A 16,078-nucleotide genomic window follows, 5' to 3' on the forward strand; every position below is an offset into this window, starting at 1 on the left:
AAAACCCAGTGGAAACCGCATTCGTTCAGGGGCTGGCCATAGGCGCCAGCCTGATCATCGCCGTTGGCGCCCAAAACGCCTTTGTACTCAAGCAGGGGATCATGCGCGCCCACAGTCTGCCCATTGCCCTGACCTGCTCCATCATAGATGCGCTGATGATTGCCGCCGGCGTGGCCGGACTGGGGTCGCTGGTGCTGGCGTTTCCGATGCTGAAACACGCTGCCAGCCTGGGCGGTGCCGCCTTCTTGATTTGGTACGGCACCAATGCTCTGAAGGCCTCCTTCAGCGATAAGGAAATGGATTTGTCCAAGGCCACAGGCGCGGGCAGCCTCAAGGCTGCGCTGATGACCACCCTTGCCATCAGCTTTTTGAATCCACACCTGTACCTGGATACCGTGGTGTTGCTGGGCTCCATCAGCACCCAGTTTTCCGGCCCCGACCGCCAGTGGTTTGGTGCAGGCGCGGTACTGGCCTCGTTTGTGTGGTTCTTTACCTTGAGTTTTGGCGCCAGACTGATGGCTCCTATGTTTGCCAAACCTGCTGCCTGGCGTTATCTGGACCGCTTTATCTTTGTGACCATGTACGCCATTGCCAGCGCGCTGCTGTGGCCTTATCTGATGGCGCTGCTGTAACCGAAAAAGCGATGCTGAGCGGCGTCAGGGCGCAGCCCGCGCCTGCTCCATCACCGACAGCAACACCACTGTGATGCCATAGGTCAGCTGAAACGACAGCAGCATGACAAGAAAGCCGCCGATCACATAATTGGGCAGCGGCTTTTTCAGTAGATACCAGCCGATAGACACCTGCGCCAGCGCCTGTAGGGCGGCGATAGCCAGAAAATGACGCAGTTGCCACAGCCCCTGTTGCCACTCCGGCAGCGCGGCCTGATAGCTGATAACGAAAGGAAACAGACTCAACAGCAGAGTGGCGAAAAATATTCCCTTCTTCCGCCAGGGCGCCAAGTCAGTCGCAAGCAGCGACGCTTTGATTTTATTCACAAACCTCTCCTTAGCTTGCTTTGCAAACCAGCACTGATTTCATCCGCTGTTTGGACTTTCATCGCTACCAAACGCAAGTCTTCACAGCCTAAGTCTTCACCAGAGCTGGTTGCAGCTGTTTGTTCCTACAAGGCAGCCAGCCTCCAGCACAACTATACTTGCAGAAACCCTTTCGCAGACACAGGCAATGGACAGAAAATTCATTATCACAGCACTGGCTTACGCCATTATCGGCATGTGCCTTGGCATCTACATGGCCAAGTCAGGCGACCACGGCCACAGGGTCAGCCACGCCCATATCATGCTGGCAGGCTTCGTGGTGTCCTTTATCTATGGCCTGTGCCACAAGTTGTGGCTGCCGGGAGCATCTGGCGCCCTGGTACAGGCGCAGTTTTGGCTGCATCAAGTGGGAGTGCTTATGATGTCACTTGGGCTGTTTTTACTCTATGGCCAGCATATAGCAGTGGAAACCATTGACCCCGTGCTGGCCATCTCATCGCTGATGTTATTGCTTGGCATGGTGCTGATGCTGGTACTGTTTATCAGGGCGCCAGCCACGCCCGGGCCGGATTAACTCAGCGGCTGCCGATACTCAGACTCGAACCGGCGCCAAGGCCAAGGCGCCATACCCGGCCGAAGTGCTTGTAATGGCCCGCAGCCAGCCCGGCATCGCTGCCCATGCCGTGGTAAAGGTCAAGGTGCCCGCCATCGACGGCGCCGCCTGTATCCAGGGCTATCAGCAGCCTAAGCTCGTGTTTGCCAGTCCAATTGCCGTCGGCATCAAGCAGCGGTACTTCAGCCAGCAGCGGCGTGCCCATGGGCAACAAACGCTTATCGGCTGCTACTGCCGCCATTGGCAGCAGCGGAATACCGGCGCTGCCCAGCACATCCAGATTGGGGCGATTTTGGAAAAACACGTAGGAGGGGTTTTGCGCCAGCACAGGGATGACCATCTCCCTGGGGTTGGTGTCGGCCCAATCCTTGATGGCCTTGAGCGACATTTGCTCCCGAGGCACTTCGCCCGCTTCAATCAGCACCTTGCCGATGCTGCGATACGCATGGCCATTTTTACCACCAAAACCCAGGTATTCCAGGCTGTTATCGTCGCCATAATGCACAAAGCCTGAGCCCTGCACCTCCATTAAAAAGGTATCGATAAGGCTGTCGCTGTAGGCAAGCTCCAGCCCCTGACCGGCCAGAGCCCCCTGCAAAATGGCTTCACGGTTTGGGCAGGGCGTCTTTTGTTTTACGCACTCGGGCACGCCGTAAAGCGGATATTGAAAGCGCTCATCCGGCGTATGACGCACCTCCAGCACCGGAGAGAAATAACCGGTAAAAAGCACATGGCCCTGATTGTCGGCGCCGCCAAGCTGCGCCGCTTCAATGCCAAAGTTACCGAGAGACACAGGATCGCCGCCACTTTCAAGCCACTGTGACAACTGCTGATACACGGGGGCGTATCTGGCCGCGAGTCTCGGAGAGCGCTCGAGCACCAGGCTGCTTTGGCCGGCAAAGGTGGTGTAATTGCGGTTTGCATCCGATTGCACTGCGCCAACCCAATTCAGCGGCGCAGCCAGTTCGCCATCCAGATAGCGCTTGCCAAGCTCCCGATCGGGTTGGCTCGCACAGGCACTGATAAGGGCAGCGAGCATGAAACAACTGAGGAACTTAAGCGGGGCGTTTTTCACCTTGGACTCCAAACCTGCAAATATGGCTGCACCATGCCAAAAATCCCATCCAAAGGCAAAGCCATTTAGGCAAGCTCCTTCCGGCGACTGAGGCCCGTTGGGGAGTCCTGCTGCAAGCGACCAATGCCAGCGGTGGAATTATTCACGCCAGCTGCAGCATTGAGGCCGGTTTTGGCTTGACTGGGACTGGTCAAATTTTTACCATACGCGGCCAGTTTTACAGAGGTGCCTATGGCGCAAATCACTGACCAAATTTCCCTCGCCGTCGCCACCCTTAATCGGGGTGAGCTGGTGGCTATGCCCACAGAGACTGTGTATGGCCTGGCGGCAGATGCCAGCAACGAAGAAGCTGTGGCCCGGGTATTTGCCTTAAAAGGCCGCCCGGCGACCAATCCATTGATTGTCCATCTTGCCGAAACCAGCTGGGTACACGACTGGGCCGCAGAAGCAGGCCCGGACGCCGAGGCGCTGATGGCCGCCTTTTGGCCGGGGCCGCTGACCCTGGTATTACCGGCAAAAGCGAATGTTTCCCGCGCCGTCACCGCTGGGCAGGATACAGTCGCGTTACGAGTACCGGCTCATCCCCAGGCTTTGGCCTTGCTCGAAGAGTTTGGTCGCGCCCTGGTGGCGCCATCCGCCAACAAATACATGTCCATCAGCCCCACCAGCAGCGACCATGTGGCGCGCCAGTTTGCCGGGGATGAGCTGCTTATTCTCGAAGGCGGCAACTGTGAAGTTGGGCTGGAATCCACCATAGTGGCGCTGCTGCCCGGTGACGAACCCAGATTGCTGCGCCCCGGAATGGTGTCTGTGGCGAGCCTGGAAGCCGTACTCGGCAAGGCTGTCGTGCAGCAAAGCGGCGGCGTGGTGGCCCCCGGGCAGCACCATAAGCATTATTCTCCCGGTTTGCCCTGCTTTCGCTACGGCGCAGACACTGATGTCAGCCATCTGTATCAGGCCAGCGATATCGGCTGGATTTTCTGCGGCAATGCTGTCCCCGTCTCGGGCAAAGTCATTGAGCTTGGTGCCAATCCCGACCTCTATGCCCAGGGGCTCTACGATGCTCTGTATCGCCTCGACCATGACGCCTTAAGTGCCATTTATATTGCCGAGCCACCAAAAGGGCCTGAGTGGCAGGCGGTACATAACCGTCTTGAGCGGGCGGCCAAGCCGCTCTCATCCTGAACCAATACAAAGGGGCCTTTCGGCCCCTTTTCAATATGCAAACGGTTGTTACTTGTCTGCTACCCCAACACCGGCAAAGCGCACGCCGCTGAGCCTTGCCATCTCCCACTGCCAGGTGGCCAGGTCGTCCAGATTGAAGTCGCTCAGTGCCCTGTGGCCACAGGCTCTGGCCATCACCTGCATCAGGCCTACGGAAGACTCGAGGAAGTTCGCCAGCTGACGGGCCGATTTATCCACATTGAGCCTGGCGCGCAAGTCGCCCCGCTGGGTGGCGATACCCGCCGGACAGTTATTGGTGTTACAAATCCTGGCCGCCACGCAGCCGACGGACTGCATGGCGCTGTTGGCAATGGCCACCCCATCGGCGCCAAGGGCCATGGCTTTAACAAAATCCATCGGCAGCCGCAGGCCACCGGTGATAATGAGAGTCACCCGGCCACTGGCTCCGGCGGCATCGAGATAACGCCGGGCGCGGGCCAGCGCAGGAATGGTCGGTACGCTGATATGGTCGCGGAAAATGGCAGGTGCGGCCCCCGTACCGCCACCACGGCCATCGAGGATGATGTAATCGGCACCGGCATCAAGGGCAAACTGGATATCCCGCTCAATATGATTGGCCGACAGCTTAAAACCCACAGGAATGCCGCCGCTAAGCTCCCGCACTCGGTCGGCAAAGTGACGAAAATCACCGACGCTGCTTAAGTCAGTAAAGGTGGGCGGTGATACGGCACTCTGCCCTTCCGGAATGCCCCGCACTTCACTTATCTTACCCACGTTTTTACTGGCAGGCAGATGGCCACCGGTACCGGTTTTAGCCCCCTGACCGCCCTTGAAATGAAACGCCTGCACCTGGCTGAGCAACGACTCTTTAAAGCCAAATTTGGCACTGGCGAGTTCATAAAAATAGCGGCTGTTTGCGGCCTGTTCTTCTGGCAACATGCCACCTTCGCCGGAACAAATGCCGGTTCCGGCAAGCTCAGCGCCCTTCGCCAGGGCGGTTTTCGCCTCTTCAGACAGGGCGCCGAAGCTCATATCCGATACAAACAGTGGCATCTTCAGCACCAGAGGCTTACGGGCCTCTGGGCCGATAACCAGCTCAGTGGCGACGTCCACATCTTCCATCAGCGGCTTTTTCGCCATCTGCGCCACCATGATTTGCAGGTCATCCCACTGGGGCAGCTGTGTTCCTGGTACCCCCATGGCAACCATGGGGCCATGATGGCCAACACCGGCAAGGCCTTCCCGCGCCAACTGATGAATAAGTTCCACCGTGGGCTCTTCGGCGGTGGCTTTGGCAGCCGGTAACTCGGCACTGATCCCGGGGCCTTCTTTGCCCTTCATGGCATCGTCGAAGGCCTTATGGCTGCCATCGCAAAATGGTGGATTACGGGTGTGTTTGCACTGGCATAAATAGGCTTCGCCGCTGGCTTCGGCCACAAAGCGTTTGGGTGAGAACTCGCTGCCCTGATGGGAGCCATCACAGAAGGGTTGGCTCGATGAGCGACCACAGGCGCAAAAGAAATAGTCCTTGCCTTCGGTCAGCTGTACCCTGGCAGGCTTGGTGTCGGCGATGATGGGATTACTCATGTCGGCTTCTCCGTCATTTCGGGGTCGGCGCGAACATCAAGCACTGAGGCTTTCGCTGGAAACTGGGCCCCGAAGGGCCCAAAGGATTCGCAGGGTGCTGTTAAGTCCCGTGGTTACTGCACGGGCAATTATTTGTACCTTGCTTATTTTGGCAACTCGAGGGAGCCAAAACGGCCCGCCTGGTAGTCATCAATGGTCTGACGAATTTCTTCTTCAGTATTCATCACAAAGGGGCCCATGTGAACGATTTTCTCGCCTATGGGTTCACCGGCAAACAGCAGCACACCGGCGCCTGCTTCGGTGGCGATAAATTCGATATCGCCGGGCGCAAGCACCAGATACTCGCCCTTTTCATGACGCTGGCCGCTCTCACCCATCAAGGCGCCCTGATAAATATAAGCGCCGACAAAACCGCGATGCCCGAGGGCAAAACCGGCGCTGCCATCGGCATCCAGGCTAAGGTCAGCCACGGCACCATTGGCCGCCACGCCATCGATTAGACCATCAAGCTCCCGGCCCTCAAACTGCCAGTTGCCTGCCAGTGGATAAAAGGACGCGCCGCGCTCATTTGGATAGCGGATTTGCGGCTTTTCGGTGCTGTCGACATAACGCGCCGGGCGCATCTTGTCTGCGGCAGGCATATTGAGCCAAATCTGGAAACCATGCAGGCCATCGTTGGCATCGGCCAGCGGCATTTCCGAGTGAATAACCCCGGAGCCTGTGCTCATCCACTGCACATCACCACCCCGAATGGCACGCACGTTACCCATGTGGTCGCGATGCTCAAAGCCACCTTTGCGAATATAAGTAAAGGTTTCTATGCCACGGTGCGGGTGCGGCGGAAAGCCACCGATAAAATCGCTTTTATCGTCGGAGCGGATTTCGTCCACCATCAAAAACGGGTCCAGCAGCAGCCGGTTGAAGTCGGCCACCCGGCGGATATTGACGCCGTCACCATCCATGGCCGGGCGGGAAAATAAACGGGTCTTGAGTTTCATTATGCTTCCTCCAATTCGATAAGGAACAGCTTAATCCGACTCAAGGCGAAAGAATATTGCAATATTACGCGCCAACCTTTCTAAAATTTAGAAACATAACCCATTTCAATTCACCAACACCAAACCGGGCAGCGACTGAACACCTCGCTGCCCGGCCATCGTCTGTTACAGATGCTGTTTAAAGAAAGGGGCAACCCTGGCCATGGCAATGGCTACGGGCTCAGGTTTGTCGTAGAGGTCGTAGTGAGACCAGCCCTCAGCCACCACTATCTGTTTGTCGGCAGAAGCGGCGCGACTATAAATTTCCCACCCATCCCTGAACGCACCAAAAGCACCCGGTTTATCACCAATCACCACCATCAGTGGTTGCGTCAGCAGGGTTTCGGCATTCAAGAATGCATCCCAGCCCATGGCGGCGCCGGTAAATGACATCAGTTGGCTGGTGGTGCCGTTGGCCTGCTGTCCCCGCTCGGTTTTGTAATACTCAGTGGCTTCCAGCACATCGATGTCGCTGATACCAGCATCCCTTGCTGCTGCGACTGATTGTGGCAACAAATCGGCAGCCACAGGTTTGGCGCCCATGGCCTGGGCGGTGCGCATTTGGGCGATGCTGCTTGCGAGTTCACGGGGCTTAAACTCAGCAAAGCCCTCGCGGATGAGCCGCCCATAGTTAACACCGGTAATGGACACCAGAGCTTTGAGGCGATGATCGGTAATACCCGCATGAATGGTATAGGCACCGCCGCCGCATACCCCGATGGCGCCGATACGCTGGGCATCCACAAAAGGCAAAGATTGCAGGTAGTCAACGGCAAAGCGGATATCAGAAACGCGGATTGCCGGATCTTCGATGTAGCGCGGCTGTCCGCCACTGGCGCCCTGGAAGCTGGCATCATGCACCAGCACGACAAATCCCTCCTTCGCCAGGGCTTTGGCATAAATGTTTCCGGCGGTCTGCTCTTTACAACTGCCAATAGGATGAGTGCTGACGATTGCCGGATATGACTGATTTTCATCAAATCCTGTTGGCAGATACAGGTCGGCCGCAATCTCCCAGCCGAGATTTCGATAACTAACGGTTTGCATGTGGCTCATGGCAAGGTCCTGTTGATGTCGTGAGTGCGAGTCAGGCTGGTCGTTACAAACGGGTAGTGAAGAAAGGCGCCAACGCCGAGATGGCTTCATCGACATAATTGGCGACATCGTACAAATCCATGTGATCAGCGCCTTCCACCAGATGCAACTGTTTATCCGTGCTAGCGGCGCGCTCCAGCAAGTCGTCGCTCATCCATTTGCTGCCGGCGTTGGTGCCAACCACGGCCAGGATCGGCTGGGTCAGGAACGCCTCCGCCTTGTGATAGGCATCGTAGGTAATGATCTGGTTCAGGTTACGTGTAAGGGCGAAACCCGGTGCATTGGGGTGCTGACAACGTGGGGTGTGGTAATACTCCCAGGCGCCGCGCAGTTCAGCGTTTGGCGCATCCTCTTCACGCATGGGTGCAAGCGGAATAATGGCGTAGTCACCGTTATTGGCGTCATAGGTGCGGGCGCCTGAGCCAGCTTCAATGTAAGGAAGCGCCGCGGCATCGGCGACTGAACCATCCCAGCCATTGCGGAACATTTGGCCAATATTCACCGCACTCACCATGGCCAACGCCTTGATACGGCGATCGTTAATGGCCGCATTGGCACTGTAGCCCGCACCGGCGCACACGCCCATGGCACCTATTCTGCTGTTGTCGACATAGGGAAGCGTGGTCAGATAATCCACCACAGCGCTGACATCTTCGGCGCTGATATGCGGGTTTTCCAATTGGCGCGGCTCACCTGTGCTTTCCCCCTGATATGAGCGATCGAATGCAATGGTAATCAACCCGTGTTCGGCGAGTTTTTTTGCGTACAGTCCGGCGGCCTGTTCTTTTACGCCACCGCCAGGATGCGACACTACCACGGCGGGGTACTGCCCGGTTTCACTGAAGTTGGCAGGGAAATTGATAACGGCGGCCATAGTAATGCCCTGACCGTTTAAATTGTTAAAGTTGACTTTCAACATGACCAGTTGCTCCTGACGGGTTGCTGCGCAGGTGTCGGAATGACATCAAGCTGAAGCCAGTGTAAAAAAGCACCTAAGTAATATAAACCGCCTTTTCGACACATCAGTGTTAAGCTATGCTAAACAAATGGCCATAGAACCTTCACTCATCGCATCCCTGACCTGGTTTGCCCACATCGCCCGCCACCGAAGCTTTACCAAAGCGGCGGCGGAAATGGGGGTGACCCGCGCTGCGCTGTCGCAACAACTCAAAGCCCTGGAGCAGCAGTTGCAGGTGCGACTTATCAATCGCACCACCCGCAACATGTCGCTGACAGAAGAAGGTCAGCGGCTGCTGGACACTCTGCAACCATCACTTACCCAAATAAATCAGGTGGTAAACGAGTTGGGTGAATCCCACACCGAGCCGTCTGGATTAATTCGCCTCAGCTCATCCCGGCCAGCGGCCAAATTACTTATCGAGCCATATTTGGGCGAGTTCCTGAGCCGCTATCCCAAGGTGCGTCTTGAACTGGTGATGGATGATGGCTTTACCAATATTGTCGCTGAAGGTATGGACGCAGGTATTCGGCTGGGGCTCAGTGTGGATGAGCATATGGTCGCGCTGCCCATTACACCCATGTTGACCATGGCTATCGTTGGCTCACCGGATTATTTCCAACGCTTTGGTGTACCCGATAGCCCCATGGCGTTGGCACAGCATAACTGCCTGGCTTACCGCTTCACCACCAGCGGCACACTCGATCCCTGGTCATTAACCTCACCGGATGCCGACAAGCAAACCTTCGTGTTTGAACCAAAGGGCAATGCGGTCTTCAACGATGACAGCAGTATGCTGCAAGCGGCGCTGCAAGGCGTGGGGCTGGTTAAACACTTTGATATGACGGTGCAAAAACACCTGGATGACGGCAGCCTGGTGAGGGTACTCAAAGACTGGTGCAAACCCTTCCCGGGCTTTTATCTCTATGTGCCTTCCCGGGAGCAAATGCCGAAAAAAATAAGAGTATTGATGGACTTTCTATTGGAAAAACGCGGGACAATGAGCCCGCGCTGAGAGGCAACCAGACATCGGTAAGGGTCCAGGGGACGGGCGCCCCTGATACGCTTTTAACGCTTTGATATTTAAGCTCTGGAATGCTGTTACACCCCACTCAATCAGGCTTAAACACCCCAATCACGGCACCGGATGCCTTTTGGGCAACCTTTTCTTCGGCCTGTTGATCGCGGTAATCACACTCGACACACTCAACGGTTTCAACACCATTGTCTTTAAACAGCACTATGCTGTCGGTGGCGCCGCACTTGGGGCACTTGGCGCCGGCCACAAAACGTCTTTTGTTCTGACTCATTGGAAACACCCACCTGAAAAAAACGCCGCTATTGTGCCACAGCTTCCACGGCCAACCCTAATGCGGGCGTCACGCTGGATGCCAGGCCCGAACTTGGTTATCATTCAGCCCTTTCCCACTGCGTGTTGAATATCCATGATCACCCTGTCCCAGGCCCAGCTTATCCGCGGCAGCAAAGTCTTGCTGGATGAGGCCAATCTCACCATTTACCCCGGCCACAAAGTTGGTCTGGTCGGCGCCAACGGCACCGGCAAGTCATCACTTTTAGCCCTGATTATGGACAAGCTGACGCTGGATAAGGGTGAGCTGCAGGTACCGCGCGAGTGGCGCATTGCCTCGGTAGCACAGGAGACACCGGCGCTGGATGTCTCGGCGCTTGAGTACGTGCTGGATGGCGATACCGAATTTCGCGAGCTGGAAGCCGACCTGCGTCAGGCCGAGGCCGACAACGATGGCCATGCCATTGCGCTGCTGCACGGCAAGCTCGATGCCATTGGCGGCTACAGTATCCGCGCCCGTGCCGGCGCACTGCTGGCGGGCTTGGGCTTTAGCGAAGACAAGCAATCATCACCGGTGAAGAGCTTCTCCGGTGGCTGGCGGATGCGTTTGAACCTGGCCCAGGCGCTGCTGTGCCGCTCGGATCTGCTGCTGCTTGACGAACCCACCAACCACCTGGATCTGGACACCATGTTCTGGCTGGAAGACTGGATTAAAGCCTACCCGGGCACCCTGGTGCTGATCAGCCACGACCGTGACTTTATCGATGCCATTGTGGATGAAATCGTCCATGTAGAGCAGCAAAAACTCAATTATTACAAGGGTAACTACTCCACCTTCGAGCGTACCCGCGCCGAGCGTATGGCGCAGCAGCAAGTCGCTTTCGAGCGTCAGCAGCGCGAACGCGCCCATATGCAATCCTTCGTCGACCGTTTCCGCTATAAGGCCAGTAAGGCCAAGCAGGCACAAAGCCGGTTAAAGGCGCTGGAGAAGATGACCGAGCTGTTGCCCGCCAAGGCCGACAGCCAGTTTCATATGGCATTTCGTGAGCCCGCCAGTCTGCCCAATCCATTGGTGGCCATGGAAAACGTGTCTGTGGGTTATGGCGACACCCCAATCCTGGGTAAGGTGCATCTGAACCTGGTGCCGGGCGCGCGTATCGGTTTGCTCGGCCGCAACGGCGCCGGTAAATCGACCCTGATTAAACTGCTCGCCAGTGAGCTTAAGCCGATGACCGGCCGTTATGAGCCCAACCCCGGCCTTAACATCGGCTACTTTGCCCAGCATCAGCTGGAATACCTGCATCTGGATGACTCGCCGCTGATGCACCTGCAGCGTCTGGCGCCTACTCATCGCGAGCAGGAGCTGCGGGACTTCCTCGGCGGCTTTGGCTTTAATGGCGACATGGCGCTGTCGCCGGTTGCCCCCTTCTCTGGCGGCGAAAAAGCCCGTCTGGTGCTGGCGCTCTTGGTATGGCAACGCCCCAATCTGCTGCTGCTTGACGAACCGACCAACCACCTGGATCTGGAAATGCGCCACGCCCTGACGCTGGCACTGCAAACCTTTGAAGGCGCTATGGTGATTGTGTCCCACGACAGGCATCTGTTAAGGTTGACCTGCAACGATTATTATCTGGTCGAAGGCGGCGAAGTCAGCACCTTTGACGGTGATTTGGACGATTACCATCAGTGGCTGCTGGATGCAGCCAAAGCGGCGGCATCCCGTGCCACCAGCAACGACAATGAACGTCCTGCCGTCGATAAGAAACAGCAAAAACGGCTGGAAGCCGAACTCAGACAAAAGCTCTCTCCGCTGAAAAAGCAGCAGGACAAGCTGGAACAACAACAGCAAAAACTGGCTCAACGCCTGTCGGAACTGGAACAACGCCTCGCCGACACCAGCCTTTACGAGGCCGCCAACAAGGCCGAACTGACCCAAATCCTGGCCGAACGTACTACCCTTGGTCAGCAACAGGAAGAAAGCGAAATGGCCTGGCTGGAGTTACAGGAACAAATTGATGCCATCGAACTGGAGGCCATGGGCTGATTTTCGATGGTGAAAGGAGTCACGAATTGACCACAGAGGAAATCTTCACCCAGGAGCTCTGGCATGCCTGTGAGGCCCACTACAGCACCCACGAGGCGCTGTGTTTACGGCTGCAGGACGACTGCCAGATCAACGTCAATCTGCTGTTGCTGGCCAGTGAGCTGGACAAACGCGACATCAGTTTATCCCTCGGCCAATGGCAGCAGCTGATTGCCGAAGTTGGTGCATGGGATGAGCGCCTGATTGGCCCTTATCGCCGCTTGCGCCAACTGGCAAAGCCGAGCCTGAGTGACGATGAATACCGCCAGATGCTGGATGTGGAATTGATGATGGAGCGCAAGGTGCAAAAACTCTTGCTGCACCGACTCAATCATATCGAAGCCAGCGAAGGCAATGCCGACAATCTGGGACTGTTGCTGTCAGAATTCGGCCTCGAAATCGATGTAGCCGCCGAGCTCAGGCACTGAGTCAGGCATATTAAAAAAGGCGCCCAGGGCGCCTTTTTTATTGCTGTCACGTCACAGCCGCTATTTGTCGATAGCTTTACGCATCAGAGTATTCGCCTGAGTACTCGCCTTAGTGACGTGCTGCACTGACTTAAGTCGCCGTTTCTGGCGCTGACACAGGCATAGTCTCGGGCATGGCTTCGAGCATGGTTTCGGGCACAGGCGCGGCCTGCTCGGGCCTCAGCTCTTTTGCCAGCGCAGTGGCGTTGCGGGCCGTGATGCCATAAATCGACAGCTGCGGATTGGCGCCCAGACTGGTTGGGAAAATCGAGCCGTCCATTACCGACAGGTTTTGCAGATAATGGCTGCGGCCCATGCTGTTGACCATGGTCTTGGCCTTGTCTTCACCCATGGGGCAACCGCCCATCACGTGAGCCGAGGCTACCACGGTTTTCAGCGGTGCCAAGGGCATATTGGCAATCGCCGTTTTGGCCTCCTGCCACGAGTTTAAGTACCCCACCCCTTCGCTGATGGGCAGCACCTTGCGGGCACCGGCGGCAAATTGCAGCTCGGCCATGCTGGCAAAGGCGCGCCGAGCGGCCTGCCAGAAACCCGCACTCAGCGGGTAATCCAGTTTGAAACCATCCTCGGTGAGCATCACATTACCACCGGGGCTGTCCGGATGATAACCATCGCGGATGAGCGCTATCACCACCTGCAACTGATTGAAGTTGGCCATCAGCTCAGCATGGCTTTTGCCAAAACCCAGGGTTTTGGAGGCGATCAGCACCGGATGGATTGGCGGCACTTCCAGCTTGTAACCAAGCTCGCCGGCAGCACCGTTTTGCCAGACAAACTGGTCGGAATAAATCGATTGGGGCGCACCGCTGTGGCCGTTAATGGCCTCATCGAACAGGGCACCGGACAGCACAGTGGGATGCAGCAGGGTGCGTTTACCCAGCAGCTGCATAGGATCGGCAAGTTTGGAGCGCATCATCAGCACCGGGGTGTGGATAGCGCCGCCGGCAAGAATATAGTGCTTGCCCTTAAGCATCAGCTCATCGCTGCGGGGCTTGAGCGCGCTGTCGCGGGCCCGGACCCGAATACCAAACACCTTATCGCCCTGATGTTCAATCTTCACCGCCTCGAACCGGCTCAGCAGGGTTGCGCCGCCGTTCAGTGCCGATGGAATCGTGGTGACAAGCATTGACTGCTTGGCATTAACCGGACAGCCCATGCCGCAATAGCCGGTGTTCCAGCAGCCCAGCACATTGCGCTTGATCACCGTGTAGTCCCAGCCCAGTTGCTCGCAGCCCTTACGCAGCATGGCATTGTTGCGGTTGGGGTCGAAGGCCCACTTGCTGATATTGAGCCGCTGCTCCATTTGCTCAAACCAGGGTGCCATTTCGGCTTCAGACATACCCTTCACGCCATATTCGGCGGCCCAGAAATCCAGTGCTGGGGGGGAGTACGAATGGACGTTGTCCAGTTGACCGTGGTGGAGCCGCCCACAGCCCGGCCCTGGAAAATACCAATGCCCTTGTCGGCGGTTTTCATCGCCGCCGCCTGCTGATACAGATTGGGGTAGGCGGTGCGCTCTTCCATATCGAAGTCAGAAGATGAACGCAGTGGCCCCTTCTCAACCATGATCACCGACAAGCCCGCCTGGGTGAGGATTTCTGCCGCCACGCCGCCGCCCGCCCCGGTACCAATAATCACCACATCGGCTTCGAGGGTTTGCAGCTTGGCAGGCGCGTCGTAACTGGCACCATCCAAATGTTTCCAACCGGCCGCCAAGCCTTCGCGAATGGGATCCACAATAGCCATAACAGTCTCCTTAAGCCTTGACGGTGATCCCGGGTAACTCGGGTTTGGCGTAGTTGAGCGCGGCCCAATGCTCGGGGCAGCTGTAGAAGCTGGCAAGTACCAGCTCTCTAAGCCCCAGATAAGCCGTATTGAAAAGCGCAAGGCTGCTCTGGCGCCAGTCTTCAATAAAGGCAGTCAGCTCGGCGGGAGAGCGCAGCAGCAATGGCGTCATACTGCCGGTAAGCAGTAGCAGGCCAAAGCGATTTTCGAGGGAGTCGAGCAGTTGCAGCAGCTCTTTACGCTGGTCGACAGGCAGCACAGCCACGGTTTTGGCAATGGCGTCCAGGGTGCGATTCATCGCCGCTTCCCGTGGCACCGCCATCTCGGGTAAGGCACCATCGAGCAGCACTGGCAGCAACACAGAAAACAACAGCCGGTGCTCTTCATCATAGCGCTCATCCTGAGCAAATTCGGGCTGATACAGGCTGACACCCAGCGCCAGCGCTGCACTGCCGCCCAAGGCACCGAGCAAAAATTTGCGTCTGTTCATGGAGTTCCCCCTCCCGGCAAGGCCAAATGCACCTTGGCTGGACCGACCGGCGGCCGCCGTCAACACAGCGCTTTTTTACCGGAGCCGCTCATGGTTATAATTGCCCAACTTAAACACACGTTTTATTTCCGGGCAACTAATTCCAAGGTATGACCAGCCACTTCAGACCCGCCTGGTGGGCGAAAAGCCCCCATGTGCAAACCATCCTGCCGGTATTGACCAAGCAGCCAACACCGCCCCTTAGCCGTGAGCGGCTGGAACTGCCCGACGGCGACTTTCTCGATTTGGACTGGCTGGGCAAGGCAGAGAACGGCAAACCGCTGCTACTGGCCATCCACGGCCTTGAGGGCAGTGCCCGCTCCCACTACGCCAGTCGGTTGCTGCACAGCTGTAAGGTGGCCGGGATTGCCGCCGTGGTGCATCATCATCGCAGCTGTTCGGGCGAGCCCAATCGCCTGCCCCGCTCCTATCACAGCGGTGATACCCAGGATCTGGCCCACACCCTGGCGACTATCCGCAGCCGCTTGCCGGACAGCCCAATTCTGGCGGTGGGTTACAGCCTGGGTGGCAATGTGCTGGGTAAATATCTGGGGGAACAGGGCGAGCAAAGTGAGATAACGCGGGCGGTAGTGGTCTCGGCGCCGCTGCAATTATCCGCCTGTGCCAAGCGGCTGGAAAAGGGCTTCTCCCGGGTGTACCAGAGCTACCTTATCCGCCAGCTGCAGGCCAAACTTGCCTTTAAAGTCAACGATGCACGGCTTGGGCCCGCGATGCCGGTGCTCTCTCAGGAGGTGGCATCGCTGCAAACCTTCTTTGAATTTGACGATAGGGTCACGGCGCCACTGCACGGCTTTGCCGATGTGCACGACTACTACAGCCGCGCCAGCGGTCTGCCGTTCCTGAAAAACATCACCACCCCAACCCTGGTGATGCACGCGGCGGACGATCCTTTCATGACTGATGCGGTGATCCCCAAAGACGCAGAGCTGTCGCCGGCCGTGGAATATGAACTGCACAGCAACGGTGGCCATGTGGGCTTTATCGATGGCGGCAGTCCCTGGCGCCCCCGCTTCTATCTGGAGCGGCGCATTTTGCAATTTTTAACCGGAGGTCTGGATGCTGATCCCCTATGAGGCACTGGGCCAGTTGCCGGTGGATACCCTCAACAACCTGATCCGCGAATACCTGCTGACTCAGGTGGAAGATGGCAGCTTTGCCAGCCTGGACAACGACGGGCTCGAGCGGGCCATTGCCCACTGTAAAACCCTGCTGAAAAAAGGCGAGTTGGTGGTGGAATATTCAGAAGATAACGACAGCGTTGGCATCCGCCACCGCAGCGAGCTGGCACCCCACCAGGACCTGGATTGAACCCCGG

16 protein-coding genes and 1 pseudogene are annotated in these 16,078 nt (G+C 57.2%); 8 read left to right on the forward strand and 9 right to left on the reverse strand.

Annotation, left to right across the window (positions count from 1 at the left end):
• The first annotated feature begins 8 nt into the window (after positions 1-8).
• A complete protein-coding gene (locus STH12_RS14395) occupies positions 9-632 on the forward strand; it encodes a LysE/ArgO family amino acid transporter (protein WP_126168177.1) in 624 nt (207 codons plus the stop codon).
• A gap of 24 nt (positions 633-656) precedes the next feature.
• Here the strand turns inward: STH12_RS14395 and STH12_RS14400 are convergent, their stop codons facing one another.
• Positions 657-998, reverse strand: coding sequence for a hypothetical protein (locus STH12_RS14400; RefSeq protein ID WP_126168178.1), 342 nt, complete (start codon positions 996-998; stop codon positions 657-659).
• A gap of 187 nt (positions 999-1,185) precedes the next feature.
• On the opposite strand from STH12_RS14400, the gene STH12_RS14405 reads away from it, so the two are divergent.
• Entirely contained in the window at positions 1,186-1,572 is a 387-nt protein-coding gene (locus tag STH12_RS14405) for a TonB-dependent receptor (RefSeq protein WP_126168179.1), read from the forward strand.
• Position 1,573: 1 nt separating this feature from the next.
• Here STH12_RS14405 and mltA read toward each other — a convergent pair whose 3' ends face one another.
• Positions 1,574-2,686: a murein transglycosylase A gene (gene mltA / locus STH12_RS14410; RefSeq protein ID WP_126168180.1), complete on the reverse strand. Its 1,113-nt coding sequence runs from the start codon at positions 2,684-2,686 to the stop codon at positions 1,574-1,576.
• Positions 2,687-2,917: 231 nt separating this feature from the next.
• On the opposite strand from mltA, the gene STH12_RS14415 reads away from it, so the two are divergent.
• Positions 2,918-3,871: an L-threonylcarbamoyladenylate synthase gene (locus STH12_RS14415; protein WP_126168181.1), complete on the forward strand. Its 954-nt coding sequence runs from the start codon at positions 2,918-2,920 to the stop codon at positions 3,869-3,871.
• A gap of 48 nt (positions 3,872-3,919) precedes the next feature.
• On the opposite strand, the gene STH12_RS14420 is transcribed toward STH12_RS14415, so the two are convergent.
• From STH12_RS14420 to STH12_RS14435, 4 genes are all read right to left on the reverse strand, one after another.
• Positions 3,920-5,458: a glutamate synthase-related protein gene (locus STH12_RS14420; RefSeq protein ID WP_126168182.1), complete on the reverse strand. Its 1,539-nt coding sequence runs from the start codon at positions 5,456-5,458 to the stop codon at positions 3,920-3,922.
• Between the two features lie 143 nt (positions 5,459-5,601).
• A complete protein-coding gene (locus tag STH12_RS14425; protein ID WP_126168183.1) occupies positions 5,602-6,456 on the reverse strand; it encodes a pirin family protein in 855 nt (284 codons plus the stop codon).
• A 165-nt stretch (positions 6,457-6,621) separates the two neighbouring features.
• The gene (locus STH12_RS14430) at positions 6,622-7,551 is read right to left on the reverse strand and encodes an alpha/beta hydrolase (protein ID WP_126168184.1); all 930 of its coding nucleotides are present in this window, start codon (positions 7,549-7,551) and stop codon (positions 6,622-6,624) included.
• Positions 7,552-7,594: 43 nt separating this feature from the next.
• Positions 7,595-8,509, reverse strand: coding sequence for an alpha/beta hydrolase (locus tag STH12_RS14435; RefSeq protein WP_126168185.1), 915 nt, complete (start codon positions 8,507-8,509; stop codon positions 7,595-7,597).
• Positions 8,510-8,636: 127 nt separating this feature from the next.
• Here STH12_RS14435 and STH12_RS14440 point away from each other — a divergent pair, with 127 nt between their 5' ends.
• A complete protein-coding gene (locus STH12_RS14440) occupies positions 8,637-9,563 on the forward strand; it encodes a LysR family transcriptional regulator (RefSeq protein WP_126168186.1) in 927 nt (308 codons plus the stop codon).
• Positions 9,564-9,660: 97 nt separating this feature from the next.
• Here STH12_RS14440 and STH12_RS14445 read toward each other — a convergent pair whose 3' ends face one another.
• Complete coding sequence (locus STH12_RS14445; protein ID WP_126168187.1) at positions 9,661-9,858, reverse strand: YheV family putative zinc ribbon protein; 198 nt, start codon at positions 9,856-9,858, stop codon at positions 9,661-9,663.
• 135 nt (positions 9,859-9,993) lie between these two features.
• On the opposite strand from STH12_RS14445, the gene STH12_RS14450 reads away from it, so the two are divergent.
• Both STH12_RS14450 and STH12_RS14455 read left to right on the forward strand, forming a co-directional pair.
• A complete protein-coding gene (locus STH12_RS14450) occupies positions 9,994-11,901 on the forward strand; it encodes an ABC transporter ATP-binding protein (RefSeq protein WP_126168188.1) in 1,908 nt (635 codons plus the stop codon).
• 26 nt (positions 11,902-11,927) lie between these two features.
• On the forward strand, positions 11,928-12,368 hold the full coding sequence (locus STH12_RS14455; protein ID WP_126168189.1) for a TIGR02444 family protein: 441 nt from the start codon (positions 11,928-11,930) through the stop codon (positions 12,366-12,368).
• A 130-nt stretch (positions 12,369-12,498) separates the two neighbouring features.
• Here STH12_RS14455 and STH12_RS14460 read toward each other — a convergent pair.
• Both STH12_RS14460 and STH12_RS14465 read right to left on the reverse strand, forming a co-directional pair.
• Positions 12,499-14,174: pseudogene (locus STH12_RS14460) on the reverse strand (GMC family oxidoreductase N-terminal domain-containing protein).
• 10 nt (positions 14,175-14,184) lie between these two features.
• On the reverse strand, positions 14,185-14,703 hold the full coding sequence (locus tag STH12_RS14465) for a TAT leader-containing periplasmic protein (RefSeq protein WP_126168190.1): 519 nt from the start codon (positions 14,701-14,703) through the stop codon (positions 14,185-14,187).
• Between the two features lie 149 nt (positions 14,704-14,852).
• Here STH12_RS14465 and STH12_RS14470 point away from each other — a divergent pair, with 149 nt between their 5' ends.
• Together STH12_RS14470 and STH12_RS14475 are read left to right on the forward strand one after the other, a co-directional pair.
• Positions 14,853-15,836: a hydrolase gene (locus tag STH12_RS14470; RefSeq protein WP_126168191.1), complete on the forward strand. Its 984-nt coding sequence runs from the start codon at positions 14,853-14,855 to the stop codon at positions 15,834-15,836.
• Complete coding sequence (locus STH12_RS14475; RefSeq protein ID WP_126168192.1) at positions 15,820-16,071, forward strand: YheU family protein; 252 nt, start codon at positions 15,820-15,822, stop codon at positions 16,069-16,071. Before STH12_RS14470 ends, STH12_RS14475 begins: the two co-directional genes overlap by 17 nt.
• Positions 16,072-16,078: the final 7 nt, after the last annotated feature.

It is taken from the genome of Shewanella khirikhana (assembly GCF_003957745.1).
Classification (GTDB): domain Bacteria; phylum Pseudomonadota; class Gammaproteobacteria; order Enterobacterales; family Shewanellaceae; genus Shewanella; species Shewanella khirikhana.

Bases quoted from the DNA above. Each gene is read 5' to 3' on its own strand.
- STH12_RS14445 (WP_126168187.1), bottom strand. From the start codon at position 9,858: ATGAGTCAGAACAAAAGACGTTTTGTGGCCGGCGCCAAGTGCCCCAAG.
- STH12_RS14435 (WP_126168185.1), bottom strand. From the start codon at position 8,509: ATGTTGAAAGTCAACTTTAACAATTTAAACGGTCAGGGCATTACTATG.
- STH12_RS14440 (WP_126168186.1), top strand. From the start codon at position 8,637: ATGGCCATAGAACCTTCACTCATCGCATCCCTGACCTGGTTTGCCCAC.
- STH12_RS14405 (WP_126168179.1), top strand. From the start codon at position 1,186: ATGGACAGAAAATTCATTATCACAGCACTGGCTTACGCCATTATCGGC.
- STH12_RS14475 (WP_126168192.1), top strand. From the start codon at position 15,820: ATGCTGATCCCCTATGAGGCACTGGGCCAGTTGCCGGTGGATACCCTC.
- STH12_RS14450 (WP_126168188.1), top strand. From the start codon at position 9,994: ATGATCACCCTGTCCCAGGCCCAGCTTATCCGCGGCAGCAAAGTCTTG.
- STH12_RS14425 (WP_126168183.1), bottom strand. From the start codon at position 6,456: ATGAAACTCAAGACCCGTTTATTTTCCCGCCCGGCCATGGATGGTGAC.
- STH12_RS14420 (WP_126168182.1), bottom strand. From the start codon at position 5,458: ATGAGTAATCCCATCATCGCCGACACCAAGCCTGCCAGGGTACAGCTG.
- STH12_RS14430 (WP_126168184.1), bottom strand. From the start codon at position 7,551: ATGAGCCACATGCAAACCGTTAGTTATCGAAATCTCGGCTGGGAGATT.
- STH12_RS14465 (WP_126168190.1), bottom strand. From the start codon at position 14,703: ATGAACAGACGCAAATTTTTGCTCGGTGCCTTGGGCGGCAGTGCAGCG.
- STH12_RS14415 (WP_126168181.1), top strand. From the start codon at position 2,918: ATGGCGCAAATCACTGACCAAATTTCCCTCGCCGTCGCCACCCTTAAT.
- STH12_RS14470 (WP_126168191.1), top strand. From the start codon at position 14,853: ATGACCAGCCACTTCAGACCCGCCTGGTGGGCGAAAAGCCCCCATGTG.